This is a genomic window from Microbacterium sp. KKR3/1, from assembly GCF_021272365.1.
Classification (GTDB): domain Bacteria; phylum Actinomycetota; class Actinomycetes; order Actinomycetales; family Microbacteriaceae; genus Microbacterium; species Microbacterium aurugineum.
In genome coordinates this window covers 247,063-263,157 of sequence record NZ_JAJSDW010000001.1, presented here as the reverse complement: position 1 = coordinate 263,157, position 16,095 = coordinate 247,063, and the positions used below count along the sequence as shown (strand labels likewise).

The following is a 16,095-nucleotide window of genomic DNA, read 5'->3' as shown; positions in this document are numbered from 1 at the left end:
TCGAGATCTCGATCGCCTCCTCCGCGCACGTAACCGGACAACCTCTCCAGTGTATGACACGGCGTGACGTCCTCTGCGCCGTCGATCCGCGTAGCACGACAGTCGTCTTCGCTATGCTGAAAGCACTCGCGCGCCCGGCGCTGCGCACTCCCCTCCACCCGTCCCCGCGACGGTGCAGGATGCGCCAGGGAAGTTGCGGATGCGCCAGGGAATACGGGCGCCCTCGAAACTGTCGGAAAGGGCATGAACGTGTCGGAATTGCAGTGGGATGAGATCGATCGACGTGCGGTGGACACCGCCCGGATCCTGGCGGCCGATGCCGTCGAGAAGGTCGGTAACGGGCACCCCGGCACGGCGATGAGCCTCGCTCCGGCCGCGTATCTCCTCTACCAGCGGGTGCTCCGCCACGATCCGACCGACACCGACTGGCTGGGCCGCGACCGCTTCATCCTGTCCGTGGGGCACTCCTCCCTCACCCAGTACGTGCAGCTCTACCTCGGCGGTTTCGGGCTCGAGCTCGACGACCTGAAGGCGCTTCGCACGTGGGGCTCGCTGACCCCCGGACACCCGGAGTACGGGCACACCAAGGGCGTCGAGATCACGACCGGACCTCTCGGCCAGGGACTCGCCTCGGCCGTGGGCTTCGCCTACGCCGCCCGCTACGAACGCGGCCTGTTCGATCCCGAAGCCGCTGCGGGCACGAGTCCGTTCGACCACTTCGTGTACGTGATCGCCGGTGACGGCGACCTGCAGGAGGGCGTCACGAGCGAAGCCTCCTCTCTGGCCGGCCACCAGCAGCTCGGCAATCTGATCGCGATCTACGACTCCAACCAGATCTCGATCGAGGACGACACCAACGTCGCCTTCACCGAGGACGTCGCGAAGCGTTACGAGTCCTACGGCTGGCAGGTCCAGGTCGTCGACTGGAAGAAGACCGGCGAGTACGTCGAAGACGTCGCCGAGCTCAACGCGGCCATCGAGGCGGCTCAGGGCGAGACCTCGAAGCCGTCGCTCATCATCCTCAAGACGATCATCGGCTGGCCCTCGCCCGGCAAGCAGAACTCCGGCAAGATCCACGGCTCCGCCCTGGGTGCCGACGAGCTGGCCGCGACCAAGAAGGTCCTCGGCTTCGACCCCGACCAGAACTTCGTGGTCGCCGACGAGGTCATCGCGCACACGCGTGGTCTCGCCGCTCGCGCTGCCGAGGCACGTGCCGCGTGGCAGGAGTCGTTCGACGCCTGGGCATCAGCCAACCCGGAGAAGAAGGCCCTGCTCGACCGGCTCGAGGCCCAGGAGCTCCCGGCCGACATCACCGGCGCGCTGCCCGTGTTCGAGTCCGGCAAGGAGGTGTCGACCCGCGCCGCATCCGGCCAGGTCATCAACGCCCTCGCCGCCGAGCTCCCCGAGCTGTGGGGCGGATCGGCTGACCTCGCCGAGTCGAACCTCACGACCATCAAGGATGCGCCGTCGTTCATCCCCACCGAGTGGTCGACCCACGAGTGGTCGGGCAACCCCTACGGACGCGTGCTGCATTTCGGCATCCGCGAGCACGCCATGGGTGCGATCGTGAACGGCGTCGTGCTGCACGGCCCGACCCGCGCGTTCGGCGGCACGTTCCTGATCTTCAGCGACTACATGCGGCCCGCGGTTCGCCTCGCGGCGCTCATGGACATCCCGTCCGTCTTCGTCTGGACGCACGACTCAGTCGCCCTCGGCGAGGACGGGCCCACCCACCAGCCGATCGAGCAGCTCGCCACCCTCCGCGCGATCCCGAACTTCACGGTCGTGCGCCCCGCGGACGCGAACGAGACCTCGGCCGCGTGGCTGGAGATCCTGCGTCGCCACGGAGGCCCCGCCGGCATCGCCCTGACGCGGCAGAACATCCCGGTGTTCGAGCGCGGCGACGGTGCGGCCTCGGGCGACGTGTTCGCCTCCGCGGACAATGCGTCCAAGGGCGCCTACGTCCTGGCCGAAGCACCGAACGGAACGCCCGATGTCATCATCATCGCGACCGGCTCGGAGGTGCAGCTCGCCGTGGGCGCCCGCGAGGCGCTGGCCGCGGAAGGTGTGAACGTCCGCGTCGTCTCCGCTCCTTCGCTGGAGTGGTTCCACGAGCAGGACGAGGCGTACCGTGAGAGCGTGCTCCCGGCTTCCGTCACGGCCCGCGTCTCCGTGGAGGCGGGATCGGTGCTCGGCTGGCGCGAGATCGTCGGTGACCGCGGTCGCTCGATCGGCATCGACCACTTCGGCGCCTCCGCCGATTACAAGACCCTGTTCGAGAAATTCGGAATCACGACCGAGGCCGTCATCGCGGCCGCACGCGAGACCATCGCCGCACACAGCACCAAGGAGAACGCATGAGCACCCCCACCGCACAGCTCGCCGCCGCAGGTGTCAGCATCTGGCTCGACGACCTCTCCCGCACCCGCATCTCCTCCGGCAACCTCGCCGAGCTGATCTCGTCGCGCAACATCGTCGGAGTCACCACGAACCCGACGATCTTCGCGAACGCGATCACGGACAAGAACGACACCTCGTACGACGCGCAGGTGACCGAGCTCGCGGCATCCGGGGCGAGCGCAGAGGAGGCGGTCTTCGCCGCCACCACGCAGGACGTGGCCGCGGCACTCGACGTCTTCCGTCCGGTCTGGGAAGCGTCAGACCACGTCGACGGTCGTGTCTCGATCGAGGTCTCCCCCGACCTCGCCCACGACACCGCGGGCACCGTGGCACAGGCCAAGGAGCTGTGGGCGAAGATCGACCGCCCCAACCTGCTCGTCAAGATCCCGGCGACCAAGGCGGGTCTCCCGGCGATCTCCGAGGCGATCGGCGCCGGGATCAGCGTCAACGTCACGCTGATCTTCAGCCTCGAGCGCTACGCCGAGGTCATCGACGCCTACCTCACGGGACTCGAGACCGCGAAGGCAGCCGGTATCGACCTGTCGACCATCCACTCGGTCGCCTCGTTCTTTGTCTCCCGGGTCGACACCGAGACGGACAAGCGTCTCAGTGCCATCGGGACCGACGCCGCGGAGGCGCTCAAGAGCAAGGCGGGCCTGGCGAACGCCCGCCTCGCCTACGAGCTCTTCGAGCAGAGCTTCGCCGGTGACCGCGCCAAGGCCCTGCTCGATGCCGGAGCCAACGCGCAGCGTCCGCTCTGGGCTTCGACGGGCGTCAAGGATCCCGCACTCCCCGACACCCTCTACGTGACCGAGCTCGTCGCTCAGGGCGTCGTCAACACGATGCCGGAGAAGACCCTCGAGGCGACGTTCGACCACGGCGTCGTCACCGGCGACACGATCACGGGCGGCTACGAAGAGGCCCGCGCCGTCTTCGCCGGACTCGCCGAGGTCGGCATCGACTTCACCGATGTCACCCAGGTGCTCGAGGACGAAGGCGTCGCGAAGTTCATCGACTCGTGGCACGATCTGCTGACGCAGGTCGCCGAAGGTCTGGAGTCCCAGCGATGACGTTCTCCATCCACGCATCCGGAGCCGCGCGCGCCGCGATCGATGAGACGGTGCCGAGCCTCGTCCACGATCTCGTCGCTTCTCGCATCACCGGCGGAGATCCCACGCTCTGGGGTACCGCGGCAGAGGCGGAGGCGTCGATCCGGCTCGGATGGGTCGAGGCCGTCTCGGTCTCGCGCCCCCTCGTCGCCGAGATCGTCGCCCTGCGCGACGACCTCCACGCCAAAGGGGTCACGCGGGTGGTCCTGGCGGGCATGGGAGGCTCCTCGCTCGCTCCCGAGGTCATCGCACAGACCGCAGGGGTGCCGCTGACCATCCTCGACTCGACCGCTCCCGGCCAGGTGCTCGCCGCCCTGGATGAAGGGCTCGAGGGCACCGTTCTGGTCGTGTCGTCGAAGTCCGGGTCCACGGTCGAGACCGACTCGCAGCGTCGTACCTTCGAGGCTGCTTTCCGCGACCTCGGCATCGATCCCCTGGAACGCATCGTCGTCGTGACCGACCCCGGTTCCCCGCTCGATGCGTCGGCGCGCGAAGCAGGGTACCGCGTCTTCAACGCCGACCCGAACGTCGGAGGGCGCTACTCGGCGCTCACAGCGTTCGGACTGGTGCCGACGGGTCTCGCGGGCGTCGACATCGACGAGCTGCTGAACGAAGCCGAGGCCTCGTCGCTCGAAGTAGCCGTCGACTCCGCCGAGAACCCGGCGCTCCGCCTCGGTGCGGCCATCGCCGCGACGAGCCCCCGCCGCGACAAGCTCGGTCTGATCACGGACGGCACGCACATCAAGGGTCTGCCGGACTGGATCGAGCAGCTCATCGCCGAGTCCACCGGCAAGGAAGGTACCGGTATCCTCCCGGTCGTCCTCCTTCCGGTCTCGCCGGAGCTCGACCCGGTGCCCGCCGACCTGCAGATCGTGCGGCTCGTCGACGACGCGAACGAGTTCCACCTGCACGAACGCTACGAGGGCGAGATCCTCGTCAGCGGGACGCTCGGCGCGCAGCTCATCGTCTGGGAGTACGCGACCGCGATCGCGGGCCACCTGCTGCACATCAACCCCTTCGATCAGCCCGATGTCGAATCGGCCAAGGTCGCTGCCCGTGGCCTTCTCGACGCACGCCCCGAGCCGACCGCCCCGGCCTTCGTCGAGAACGGCGTCGAGGTGCGTGTGTCCGACCCGGCACTCGCGGCCTCCGGCACCGTCGAGGGCGTCCTGGACGCACTCTGGGCGCAGCTCCCCGCCGACGGCTACGTGTCGATCCAGGCCTACGTCAACCGGCTCGAGGTGCCTCAGCTCCAGGGGCTGCGCGAACTGGTGGCCGCCGACTCCGGACGACCGACCACCTTCGGATGGGGTCCGCGGTTCCTGCACTCGACCGGCCAGTATCACAAGGGCGGTCCCGCGCAGGGGGTGTTCCTGCAGATCCTCGAGCGCACGGACGTCGATCTCGAGATCCCGGATCGTCCCTTCACCTTCGGGCAGCTCATCCAGGCCCAGGCCGCCGGTGACGCCGCTGTGCTCGCCGAGCACGGACGTCCCGTCGTCACGCTGACGATCACCGAGTCCTCGGACGACGTGCTCGCCCTCTTCGAAGCCGCACAGAAGTAACAGCAGGAGAATCCCCCACTGATGTCTGTTCCCCTCTCGCGCGGGCACAACCCGCTGCGTGACCCCGATGACCGCCGCCTCAATCGGATCGCGGGGCCCAGCGCCCTCGTGATCTTCGGCGTCACCGGTGACCTCTCACGCAAGAAGCTGATGCCCGCGGTCTACGATCTCGCCAACCGCGGGCTGCTCCCTCCGGGGTTCGCCCTGGTCGGGTTCGCTCGCCGGGACTGGGAAGACCAGGACTTCGCGCAGGTCGTCTACGACGCGGTGAAGGAGCACGCCCGGACGCCGTTCCGCGAAGAGACGTGGACTCAGCTGCTGCAGGGCATCCGCTTCGTCTCGGGTGAGTTCGACAACCCGGACTCGTTCCGCAAGCTCCGTGAGACCGTCGAGAAGCTCGACCTCGAACGCGGCACCATGGGGAACCACGCGTTCTACCTGTCGATCCCGCCGAAGGACTTCCCGCTCGTCGCCAAGCAGCTGAAGGATTCCGGGCTCGTCGGTGAGAACAGCGACGATGACGAGCGCTGGCGGCGGGTGGTGATCGAGAAGCCCTTCGGACACGACCTCGAGTCCGCGCGTGCCCTCAACGCCGCGCTCGAAGTGGCCTTCCCGGCCGACTCGATCTTCCGCATCGACCACTACCTGGGCAAGGAGACGGTCCAGAACATCCTGGCGCTGCGCTTCGCGAACGAGTTGTACGAGCCGATCTGGAACCGCAACTACGTCGATCATGTGCAGATCACCATGGCCGAGGACATCGGCGTGGGCGGCCGGGCCGGTTACTACGACGGCATCGGCGCCGCGCGCGACGTGATTCAGAACCACCTCCTCCAGCTCCTCGCCTTGACCGCCATGGAAGAGCCGATCAGCCTGTCGGCTGCGGACCTGCGTGCCGAGAAGGAGAAGGTGCTCGCTGCCGTCCACGTCCCGGAGGACCTCTCCCTCGCCACCGCGCGTGGGCAGTACGACGGCGGCTGGCAGGGCGGCGAGCAGGTGACCGGCTTCCTGGCGGAGGAGGGGATGAACCCCGAGTCGACCACGGAAACCTACGCGGCCATCAAGCTCGAGATCGACACGCGTCGGTGGGCCGGCGTGCCGTTCTACCTGCGCACCGGCAAGCGTCTCGGACGCCGTGTGACCGAGATCGCCGTGGTCTTCAAGCGCGCACCCCAGCACCTGTTCGGGCGTGGCAACGCCTCGGAACTCGGACAGAATGCGCTGGTCATCCGGGTGCAGCCCGACGAGGGCGTCACCATCCGGTTCGGCTCGAAGGTTCCGGGCAGCGGATCCAACGTCCGCGACGTCACGATGGACTTCGGCTACGGCCATGCGTTCACCGAGGCGAGCCCCGAGGCGTACGAGCGTCTGATCCTCGACGTCCTTCTGGGCGACCCGCCGCTGTTCCCGCGGCACGAGGAGGTCGAGCTCTCCTGGAAGATCCTCGATCCCGTCGAGAAGTACTGGGCCGCCGAGGGTGGCCCGGTCGAGCAGTATGCGCCAGGCTCGTGGGGACCGGCATCAGCCGACGACCTGCTGGCCCGCGATGGACGAGTCTGGAGACGCCCGTGATCATCGATCTTCCCGACACCACCGTCAGCCAGGTCGCGAAGCAGCTGGTCAAGGTACGCGAGGAGGGCGGCGCCGTCGCTCTCGGTCGTGTCCTCACCCTGGTCATCTCCGCACGCAACGGGGTGGCCGAGGCCGCCATCGATGCCGCCAACGATGCGTCCCGCGAGCACCCCATGCGCGTCATCGTGCTCACGACCGGCGAAGGGGATTCCCGCCTCGATGCGCAGATCCGCGTCGGCGGAGACGCCGGCGCCAGCGAGGTCGTCGTCCTCCGTGCCTTCGGTGACGCCGCCAGCAACGAGGAGAGCCTGATCACCGGCCTCCTCCTGCCGGATGCTCCCGTCGTCGCCTGGTGGCCCGAAGCAGCTCCGGTTGCACCGGCGCAGTCACCACTCGGCAAGATCGCCCAGCGACGCATCACGGATGCGGCGACGGCGAGCGACGTCCGCGACCGGCTCGCCCTCCTCGGCGAGACCCATGCCCCCGGTGACACCGACCTCGCCTGGACCCGGCTGACGCACTGGCGTGAACAACTGGCGGCCGTGCTGGATCAGCCGCCCTACGAGCCGATCACCGGCGTCGAGGTCCGTGGAGCCGCGGCTTCCCCGTCCACCGCTCTGCTGGCCGCCTGGCTGCAGATGGCGCTCGAGGTTCGGGTGCGCTGGTCGTACGAGGATCCTGAGCACTGGGAAGAGGGCATCAAGTCCGTGCGCCTGACCCGTGAGTCCGGCGACATCCTGCTGGAGCGCCCGACGCCGGGCGTCGCGGTGCTCACGCAGCCCGGACAGCCGAACCACGACCTCCACCTGCCGCGCCGGACTCTTCGTGAGTGCCTCGCGGAGGAGCTGCGTCGGTTGGATCCCGATGTCCTGTACGGTCGAGTCATCACCGAGGGCTGGGAGAAGCTGGGTCCGCCCGAGACTGGAGAGTGACGTCGATGCAGGTACCATCCGCAGAGAAGCGGGTCGTGGTGGAATCCACGCCTGCCGCCCTCGCCCACCGTGTCGCCGATCGATTCCTGACGCGTGTCCGCGCGCGCACGAGGAACGGTCGTCTGGCCCACGTCGCCCTGACCGGCGGATCGATGGGTGGAGCGGTGTTGCGCGCCACCCTGGAAGACCCTCGGTCGGCCGAGATCGACTGGTCGCTGGTGCACTTCTGGTGGGGTGACGAGCGATTCGTTCCGCGCGATGACGCCGACCGCAATTCCCTGCAGTCGCGGCAGGCTCTGCTCGACCACATCCCGGTACCCGCCGAGAACGTGCATGAGGTGGCCGGCCCCGACACCGGGCTCACTCTGGACGAGTCTGCCGCAGCCTATGCGGCGGAACTCGCCCGCTTCGGCACCGAAGACCACGCATGGCCGTCCTTCGCCGTGTGCTTCCTCGGAGTGGGGCCGGACGGCCACGTCGCCTCGCTCTTCCCCGACCGCGACGAGGTCACGGTCACGGATGCCGCGGTGCTCGCCGTCCGTGACTCGCCCAAGCCGCCGCCGGAGCGTGTGACGCTCACCCGTCCGGTGCTGAACTCGTCGAAGCGCGTCTGGCTGGTGCTGACCGGCGCAGACAAGGCCTCTGCCCTGGGTCTGGCCCTCGCAGGCGCCAGCTACACGAGCGTGCCCGCCGCGGGCGCCAAGGGACGCAAGCGCACGGTGTTCTTCGTGGACGAGGCCGCCGCCGCCGAGGTCTCCCCCGACCTCATCGATCAGGCCTACTGAACGGACATCGCGGCTAGGGTGCCGCTCTAGGGCTGTTCCGGCGAACCGGAACGCCACTGCTGATCGCGCGGATCCTCCGGGTTGTCCGGACGATCCGTGGCCCCAGGGATCCCGGGAGAGGCCGGAGGGGGCACGGACGTGCTGGCAGCAGCCGGTGTGGTCTGGGCCGTTTCCGGCGAGGTGCTGCCGCGCGCGATCCCCAGCTCCTGGCTCTCGCTGAGCACCTGCGGGTGGTAACGGGCGAGCCCGACGACTCCCCACACCGCGATGGCGCCCGCGATCACGAAGATCACCATCACCCAGGGGGGAGCTGCCGCGGCTTCACCGAGGACGACCATGCCGATGACGACGGCGACGAGCGGATCGACGACCGTGAGCCCGGCGATGACGAGGTCGGGGGGACCCGAGCTGTACGCGGTCTGCACGAAGTAGCCACCGACGGCTGCTGCGGCGACGAGCGCGAGCACGCAGATCGCCGTGATCCACTCGAACTGCCCGGCCTCGATGCGCTTGATGACGACCTTCGCGAGCGTGGCGACGAAACCGTAGAGCACGCCGGCGCCGATCACGTAGAACAGCGCGCGCATGCGGTGCCGGAGTATGAGCCAGCCGCCGCCGAGGATGATGATGACCACCAGGAGCAGAGCGAGGATGACGAAGAGCTCACGATCGGTCACCTCCTGCTCGGTCGCATAGATCGCCGCGAAGAAGACGAAGAGGAAGATGCCGCCGACGCAGCACACGATGGCGGTGAGCGACTGTTTCGTCGGAGCGTGACCGGAGACCCGCGCATTCAGGAGGGTCGTGATCACGAGAGCGATCGCCCCGAGGGGCTGGACGACGATCAGCGGGGCCTTCACCAGAGCCGCGAGCTGGCAGACGACGGCGAGCCCGAGCATCAACGTGCCGATGAGCCACGACGGCCGCGTCAGCAGGCGCCGGATCTGGTCGAAGCTGAGTCCTGACGCGCCGTCGGAGCCACTGAGACGCTCGACCTTCTCCACGCCGCGGTGCTGATACTGCGCTCCCAGCGACATGAAGACGGCACCGGCCAGGGCGAGAGGGATCCCCAGAAGCAGACCGGGGTTCTGAAAGGCGCCGACGAGCTGGTCGCCGACGTCGTCCACCGCGTTCATCCACACCCCAGCAGTCACGATATGAGCCTACCTGCCGCATCGTGCCGACTAGGGTTGTGACGTGGCTGTACTACCGATTCGCATCATGGGCGACCCCGTCCTGCACTCCCCCGCTTCACCCGTCGACGAGATCACGGACGAGATCCGCACCCTCGTCGAGGACATGTTCGAGACGATGGACACCGCCCCGGGCGTCGGGCTCGCCGCGCCTCAGGTCGGTGTGCCCCTGCGCATCTACACCTATGCCTACGTCGACGACGACGACGAGCCCTGGCGCGGCGTGCTCATCAATCCGGAGCTCTGGATGGTTCCCCTGGAGCCGGGCGACCCCGACCCGGAGCTGGAGTCGGAGGGCTGCCTGTCTTTCCCCGGCGAGCGGTTCCCGCTTCGACGCTCCGAGCGCGTCCGCGTCACAGCGACCGACCTCGACGGGCAGCCTGTCTCGATCGACGTGGACGGATGGCGTGCCCGCATCATGCAACACGAGTTCGACCACCTCGACGGCATCCTCTACGTGGATCGCCTCTCCGACGGGGACTGGAAGACCGTGCAGAAGATCGCGCGCAAGCGTGGATGGGGACGCCCGGGCGCAAGTTGGATGCCCGGCGTGGACGACCTCGAAGGATGACCCGAATGAAGCTACATCCCGGAATCTCCCTGTTCCTCGCCACCGGCGCCCTGACCCTCTCGGTCGTTCTGACCGGTTGTGGTGGATCCGCCTCCGCACCGGAGCCGAGCTCGACGGCGGACGGCGCGGAGACCGAAAACGTCACGACTCCTGCCGTGCAGGTCGGCGATTGCCGCCTCGAAGCCGCCTCCGGGATGCCCGAGGACGCCGAGGTCGTGCCGTGCGACGAACCGCACGACGAAGAGGTCTTCCACCAGGTCACCGTGCTGGAGGAGGACTTCAGCATCGAAACGGTCGACGCATACACGACGGAGTGCGTGGGTGAGGCGTTCACCGAGTTCGTCGGAGTCGCGCGCGAGGAGTCGGCACTCATCGTCTATCTGATCCCCCCCACGGCCGAGACCTGGGACCAGCCTGACGGACGCGTGATCTCCTGCCTGCTCGCCGATCCGGCCGGCCCCGTCGAAGGAACGCTCGAGGGCGCGGCCCGCTGACCGTCCGCACCGGGTGCGGAGAGCGCCCGGGGGAATGACGAAAGCCCCCTCCGAAGAGGGGGCTTTCGTCATTGGCTCCCCGGCTTGGACTCGAACCAAGAACCTGCCGGTTAACAGCCGGCTGCTCTGCCAATTGAGCTACCGAGGAATGCGCCCGCTGCGCGGGCAACTCGACAAGCTTAGCAAACTCCCGACGTAGTTCATGACACCGGGGCGCCGTTCGCGTATGCCGGGCGTGTCAGCGTCAGCGCCGCGAATCCGACTCCGCGTTCGGCACCCAGAGCAGATCCCGGCCGACACCGCGGGCGACCACATGACCACCACGGAGCATGAGAGTCTCGGCGTTCAGTTCGCGGATGAAGTCCGCGTCGTTCGTGACGAGCAGCGCCGCCATCGACTGCTCCTTGCGGCGACGGGTGATCGCATCGAAGACCACGGGGCGGACCTCGAGGTCGAGGTTGGCGAGCACCTCATCCGCGATGAGCACCCGCGGCTCGAGGACGAAGGAGCGGGCGATCGCCACGCGCTGGCGCATACCGGCGCTGAGCTCATAGGGGAACTTCGCCGCCGTCCCGAGCGGAAGGTGGAGTTCGTCCAGCAGCGTGGCCACGCGGATCGACAGAGCCTTGGTGTTGACCCGCCGTTCGCGGATCAGGATCGGTTCGGCGATCACCTCATTGACCGTCAGGCGCGGCGGAAGATCGGCGCCCGCCCCTTGGGGGACGAAACCGGCGCGATAGGTGAGGATCCGGTGCTTGCGTCCGGGGCGGCGGACGTCCACCCCGCACACCTGCGCGCTGCCCCCGACGACCTTCACCGAGGGATCGGTGGAGCCGGCGAGGGCCGCCACCAGCGTCGACTTCCCGGATCCGGTCGGCCCCGCGACGCAGATGAGCTCCCCGGGCGCGAGCGAGAACGTGACACCGTCGACGGCCCGCGTCGGCATGCCATGACCGATCCGGTCGATCACCAGATCGGAGCAATCGATGGCGTTCGTGGGTTCGGGCTTGCGGGACATGTCTCCATCCTGCCCGCTGCGCGATGCCGCGCGGGGTTACGACTCGGCGAAGCGTTGACGCTCGGCGTCGATGTCGCGCAGGCGCATGCGCAGCGCACGTCCTCCGTCGGAGTCTGCGGGCACACGCTGCACCGCACCGAGGAGCTCCTGCTTCTCGGACTCGAGCTGGCGCAGCACGAGTCTGCGGGCCAGGTCTGAAACGGTCGCGACGGCCCGCTCCTCGTCGCGCGCAGGGAACGGAGTCATCAGCAGTTCACCGGCGAGCGAACGATACGGCTCACGCACCGCGTTCACCGCCTCCGTCACCCAGCCCGCCCTCGTCCGATCCGGCGCCCCCACCACGGCTTCGCGCACCGCGTCCAGCCCCGGAGTGCGGAACGGCACGGCCAGTGCCCTGCTCAGCAGTGCCTGGTCGACCTGATGCCCGTACTGCAGGGCGCCCATTAGGGCGTCGCGCTCGACGGCCACATCGGGGCTGCGCGGCAGAGTCGCCAGAGTGACCGGCGCCATCACGGGTGCACCCGTCACCCCATCGACCTGCTGCGGAGCCTCCCGACGCACCGGCGGAGCCATCGAGGCACCGCGGGCAGCGCGCTCGACCTCGCTGCGCACCTCGGTCGGATCCATCCCGAGCCGGCGCGCCAGGACCCGTTCGTAGCCCGGGCGCAGAAGCCGGTCGCGGATCTCCGCCACGATAGGTGCCGCGGCGCGAAGAGCACCGACGCGTCCTTCCACCGTGCCGAGGTCGAAGCCGGCCAGCTTCCGGTCGATCGCGAACTCGAACATCGGCTGCTTCTTGTCCATCAGTCCGCGCACGGCGGCGTCGCCCCGCTGGAGTCGCAGATCGCACGGGTCGAGCCCATCCGGTGCGACCGCGACGAAGGTCTGTGCGTTGAATCGATCGTCCTCGGTGAACGCACGCAGCGCCGCCTTCTGACCGGCCTCGTCGCCGTCGAACGTGAACACGACCTCCCCCGAGGCGTTGTCGTCGCCCATCACACGACGCAGCACCTTGATGTGCTCGGTGCCGAACGCCGTGCCACAGGTCGCGATGGCCGTCGTGAGACCGGCCAGGTGGCACGCCATCACGTCGGTGTACCCTTCGACCACCACGACACGTCGAGGATCGCCCCGCGCGATGTCCCGCTTCGCGAGGTCGAGTCCGTAGAGGACCTGCGCCTTCTTGTAGATCGGGGTCTCCGGGGTGTTCAGGTACTTGGGCCCGTTGTCGTCATCGAAGAGCTTGCGCGCGCCGAATCCGATCGTCTGACCGGAGACGTCGCGGATGGGCCACACCAGACGCCCGCGGAACCGATCGTAGACCCCCCGCTGTCCGGTCGAGACGAGTCCTGCCGTGCTGAGTTCCTCGCGGGTGAACCCCTGCGCCGTGAGGGCCTTGAGCATCCCATCCCACCCGCGCGGTGCGAACCCCACTCCGAAGTGCGCGGCGGCACCGGCGTCGAATCCACGTTCTCCGAGGAAGCGACGGCCGGCCTCGGCGTCCGGCGACAGCAGCTGCGCCCGGAAGAACTCCGCCGCCGCCGTGTTCGCCGCGTAGAGGCGACTTCGACCGCTCGTCTCCGGTGCCGCTCCACCGTCTTCGTAGTGCAGGGTGTACCCGATGCGTCCGGCCAAGCGCTCGACGGCCTCAGTGAAGCTGATGTGATCCATCTCGCGAAGGAACGAGTAGACATCGCCCGACTCGCCGCAGCCGAAGCAGTGGTAGTAACCCACCTGCTGACGCACGTGAAAGCTGGGGCTCTTCTCATCGTGGAACGGGCACAGGCCCTTGAGCGATCCCACGCCGGCCGACTTGAGCGCAACCCGCTCACCGACGATGTCCGCGATGTTCGTGCGCGCCTTGACCTCGTCGACGTCGGCCTGCCGGATGCGTGGCATCAGTGCGCCCCTTCGGCGACGGGCCGCCGTTCGACGTGCGCGCGTGCACCGGCTCGTGCGTGACGCGGGGTCCAGATGCCGACCTCGGCCGGATCGATCTCCCCGACCAGGCGATTGTGCCAGTCGATCGCGCTCTGGTCGGTGAGGCTGGCGATCTGATCGACCACGACCCTCGCGCGCTGGGCATCGTCCTCGGCTGCCACGAAGTCCGCGGCGAATGCGGGCTCGAGAACGTCCGAACCGGCGGACCACAGCGCATCCGTCGACCAGAGCGCGTCGGCGAGACGCTTCAGCACCCGCCGCTGCTCCTTGTAGACACCTTTCCGCGCTTCGATCGTCACGATCGCCTGGCCCATGATCCCCTTCAGGACAGCGATCTCGACCTCGACCACCCGCGGCACGATCACGTGCGCGTTGTAGCGCACGAGTGCGGTCGAACCGTAGGCGTCTTTGGTGGCGGAGACCGACGCGCGGGCGAATCGGCCGATCAGATCGCTCGTCAGGTTCTTCAGGCGGGCGAGAGCCTGACGGGAACGGTCGAACGATGCGAGCCACATCGGCTGGGATGCCAGGCGATACAGGGCGTCGGCGAGTTCGTCCCTGGTGAAGTCGTATCCGACCCACTGCTGGATGCGTCCGACGAGGGCGTCGTGGGCGAGGGGATCCGCGAGCTGGGCGACATCGACGTAGCCGTTGACGATCGCGTCCTCGAAATCATGCACCGAGTAGGCGATGTCGTCGGAGAGATCCATGATCTCCGCCTCGATGCAACGCAACCGACCGGGCGCGCCTTCGCGCATCCAGCGGAACACGGCCTCGTCCTCGGGATACACGCCGAACTTCAGACGGCCTCCGGGATCCGGCACGGGGCTGTCCACGGTCCACGGATACTTGCACGTCGCGTCGAGGCTCGCACGGGTCAGGTTCAGGCCGACGGAGCGGTCGTCATCGTCGAGGACCTTCGCCTCGAGCCGGGTGAGGATGCGCAGCGACTGCGCGTTGCCCTCGAAGCCGCCGATGTGCTCGGCCCACTCGTTGAGTGCCCGTTCGCCGTTGTGACCGAACGGAGGGTGTCCCAGATCGTGGCTGAGGCACGCGGTATCGACGACATCCGCGGAGACGCCCAGTGCCACCGCGAGTTCCCGCCCGACCTGGGCCACCTCGAGCGAGTGGGTCAGTCGGTTGCGCGCGAAGTCCGCCGTGCTCGCGGGGCTCAGCACCTGCGTCTTGGCGGCGAGACGGCGCAGCGCGGCGGAGTGCAGCACGCGAGCGCGGTCTCTGGCGAAGTCGTTGCGCTCGGATCGATGGGTCTCGGCGAAGAAGCGCTCGACGTCGCGCGCATCGTAGCCGTCGGCGCGAAGCCCGACCGGGGAGTCAGCCGCCACTGTTCTCGATCTCCGCTCCACGCATCATCTCCGAGGCGGAGGACGCGAGCTCGCGCGACTCCAACCACTTGTCGGGCAGCGCCGTGCGCTTGGGGTGTCCTGCCCGTCCGCGCTGGCCCTCCGCGTCCGCGCCGGGGTACGGCGCCGTGTGATCGAGCCGTGCGAGCAGCTCGTCGATCTCCGCCAGGCTCGACGCGGTGGCGAGTCCCGTCCGAATGTCGCCACCGACCGGATACCCCTTGAAGTACCACGACACGTGCTTGCGCACATCCCGGCAGCCCCGGTCTTCGTCCTCGAAGAACTCGACGAGCAGTTCGGCATGTCGGCGGAAGGCGTCTGCCACGAAGCCGAGCGTCGCGTCGACGACCTTTCCCTCGCCCCCGAATGCCGTGGCGAGTTCGCCGAACAGCCACGGGCGTCCGAGGCAACCGCGACCGACCACGACCCCGTCGCAGTCGGTCTGGGCCATCATCCGCACGGCGTCGTCGGCCGACCAGATGTCGCCGTTGCCGAGCACCGGGATGCTGGTGACGGCCTGCTTCAGCTCACCGATGGCGTTCCAGTCTGCGTGTCCGGAGTAAAACTCGCCCGCGGTGCGCGCGTGCAGCGCGACAGCAGCCGCGCCGGCATCCTCGGCGGCTCGACCGGCATCGAGGAACGTCAGGTGATCCTTGTCGATGCCCTTTCGCATCTTGACGGTGAGAGGCACATCCCCGGCGGCCTTGACGGCCTGATCGACGATGTCTGCGAACAGCTTCGACTTCCAGGGCAACGCCGCTCCCCCGCCGCGACGGGTGACCTTCGGCACCGGACACCCGAAGTTGAGGTCGATGTGATCGGCGTGGTCTTCGGCGACGATGATGCGCACCGCTTCCGCGATGGTCTTCGGGTCGACGCCGTAGAGCTGGATGGAGCGCGGGGTCTCGGACTCGTGGTGCCTGATGAGTCGCATCGTCGTGTCGTTGCGTTCAACGAGTGCGCGCGAGGTGATCATCTCGCTCACATAGAGTCCGGCTCCGTACTCACGGCACAGACGTCGGAATGCGGTGTTCGTGATCCCCGCCATGGGTGCGAGGACGACCGGCACGTCGAGATCGATCGGACCGATGCGAAGGGGGCGGGCGGTGGTGGCGAGAGTCATGTCGTCTCTATTCTCCCAGACGCGGAGCCGG

At 68.3% G+C, this 16,095-nt stretch carries 13 protein-coding genes and 1 tRNA gene; 8 read left to right on the top strand and 6 right to left on the bottom strand.

Annotation, left to right across the window (positions count from 1 at the left end; translation table 11 throughout):
• Positions 1-249 precede the first annotated feature (249 nt).
• Genes tkt through pgl form a run of 6 tightly spaced genes read left to right on the top strand, consistent with a single transcriptional unit; the run spans position 250 to position 8,363 of the window.
• A complete protein-coding gene (tkt, locus tag LVJ59_RS01275) occupies positions 250-2,361 on the top strand; it encodes a transketolase (protein ID WP_232763131.1) in 2,112 nt (703 codons plus the stop codon).
• Positions 2,358-3,470: a transaldolase gene (gene tal, locus LVJ59_RS01270; RefSeq protein ID WP_232761738.1), complete on the top strand. Its 1,113-nt coding sequence runs from the start codon at positions 2,358-2,360 to the stop codon at positions 3,468-3,470. Before tkt ends, tal begins: the two co-directional genes overlap by 4 nt.
• Positions 3,467-5,074 (top strand): glucose-6-phosphate isomerase, encoded by a 1,608-nt coding sequence (locus LVJ59_RS01265; protein WP_232761737.1) that lies wholly within the window; start codon positions 3,467-3,469, stop codon positions 5,072-5,074. Before tal ends, LVJ59_RS01265 begins: the two co-directional genes overlap by 4 nt.
• A 21-nt stretch (positions 5,075-5,095) precedes the next feature.
• Positions 5,096-6,646: a glucose-6-phosphate dehydrogenase gene (zwf, locus tag LVJ59_RS01260; protein ID WP_232761736.1), complete on the top strand. Its 1,551-nt coding sequence runs from the start codon at positions 5,096-5,098 to the stop codon at positions 6,644-6,646.
• On the top strand, positions 6,643-7,578 hold the full coding sequence (locus LVJ59_RS01255; RefSeq protein ID WP_047519988.1) for a glucose-6-phosphate dehydrogenase assembly protein OpcA: 936 nt from the start codon (positions 6,643-6,645) through the stop codon (positions 7,576-7,578). The genes zwf and LVJ59_RS01255 overlap by 4 nt, the downstream gene beginning before the upstream one ends.
• Positions 7,579-7,583: 5 nt before the next feature.
• Positions 7,584-8,363, top strand: a complete 780-nt coding sequence (gene pgl / locus LVJ59_RS01250; protein ID WP_232761735.1) for a 6-phosphogluconolactonase — start codon at positions 7,584-7,586, stop codon at positions 8,361-8,363.
• Positions 8,364-8,389: 26 nt separating this feature from the next.
• On the opposite strand, the gene LVJ59_RS01245 is transcribed toward pgl, so the two are convergent.
• On the bottom strand, positions 8,390-9,499 hold the full coding sequence (locus tag LVJ59_RS01245) for a DMT family transporter (protein WP_232763130.1): 1,110 nt from the start codon (positions 9,497-9,499) through the stop codon (positions 8,390-8,392).
• Positions 9,500-9,560: 61 nt separating this feature from the next.
• Here LVJ59_RS01245 and def point away from each other — a divergent pair, with 61 nt between their 5' ends.
• Both def and LVJ59_RS01235 read left to right on the top strand, forming a co-directional pair.
• Positions 9,561-10,127, top strand: a complete 567-nt coding sequence (gene def / locus LVJ59_RS01240; protein WP_131491181.1) for a peptide deformylase — start codon at positions 9,561-9,563, stop codon at positions 10,125-10,127.
• 5 nt (positions 10,128-10,132) lie between these two features.
• Positions 10,133-10,621 carry a septum formation family protein gene (locus LVJ59_RS01235; protein WP_232761734.1) on the top strand — a complete coding sequence of 163 codons (489 nt, stop codon included), beginning with the start codon at positions 10,133-10,135 and terminating at the stop codon, positions 10,619-10,621.
• 72 nt (positions 10,622-10,693) lie between these two features.
• Here LVJ59_RS01235 and LVJ59_RS01230 read toward each other — a convergent pair.
• The 5 genes from LVJ59_RS01230 to dusB all read right to left on the bottom strand — a co-directional run bounded on the left by LVJ59_RS01230 (position 10,694) and on the right by dusB (position 16,064).
• Positions 10,694-10,769, bottom strand: a tRNA-Asn gene (locus LVJ59_RS01230).
• Between the two features lie 96 nt (positions 10,770-10,865).
• The gene (locus tag LVJ59_RS01225) at positions 10,866-11,639 is read right to left on the bottom strand and encodes an ATP-binding cassette domain-containing protein (RefSeq protein WP_047519982.1); all 774 of its coding nucleotides are present in this window, start codon (positions 11,637-11,639) and stop codon (positions 10,866-10,868) included.
• A gap of 36 nt (positions 11,640-11,675) precedes the next feature.
• Positions 11,676-13,538: a DNA primase gene (gene dnaG, locus LVJ59_RS01220; protein ID WP_134351373.1), complete on the bottom strand. Its 1,863-nt coding sequence runs from the start codon at positions 13,536-13,538 to the stop codon at positions 11,676-11,678.
• Entirely contained in the window at positions 13,538-14,923 is a 1,386-nt protein-coding gene (locus tag LVJ59_RS01215; protein WP_232761733.1) for a deoxyguanosinetriphosphate triphosphohydrolase, read from the bottom strand. Before LVJ59_RS01215 ends, dnaG begins: the two co-directional genes overlap by 1 nt.
• Positions 14,913-16,064, bottom strand: coding sequence for a tRNA dihydrouridine synthase DusB (gene dusB / locus LVJ59_RS01210; protein ID WP_232761732.1), 1,152 nt, complete (start codon positions 16,062-16,064; stop codon positions 14,913-14,915). The genes LVJ59_RS01215 and dusB overlap by 11 nt, the downstream gene beginning before the upstream one ends.
• Between the last annotated feature and the right edge of the window lie 31 nt (positions 16,065-16,095).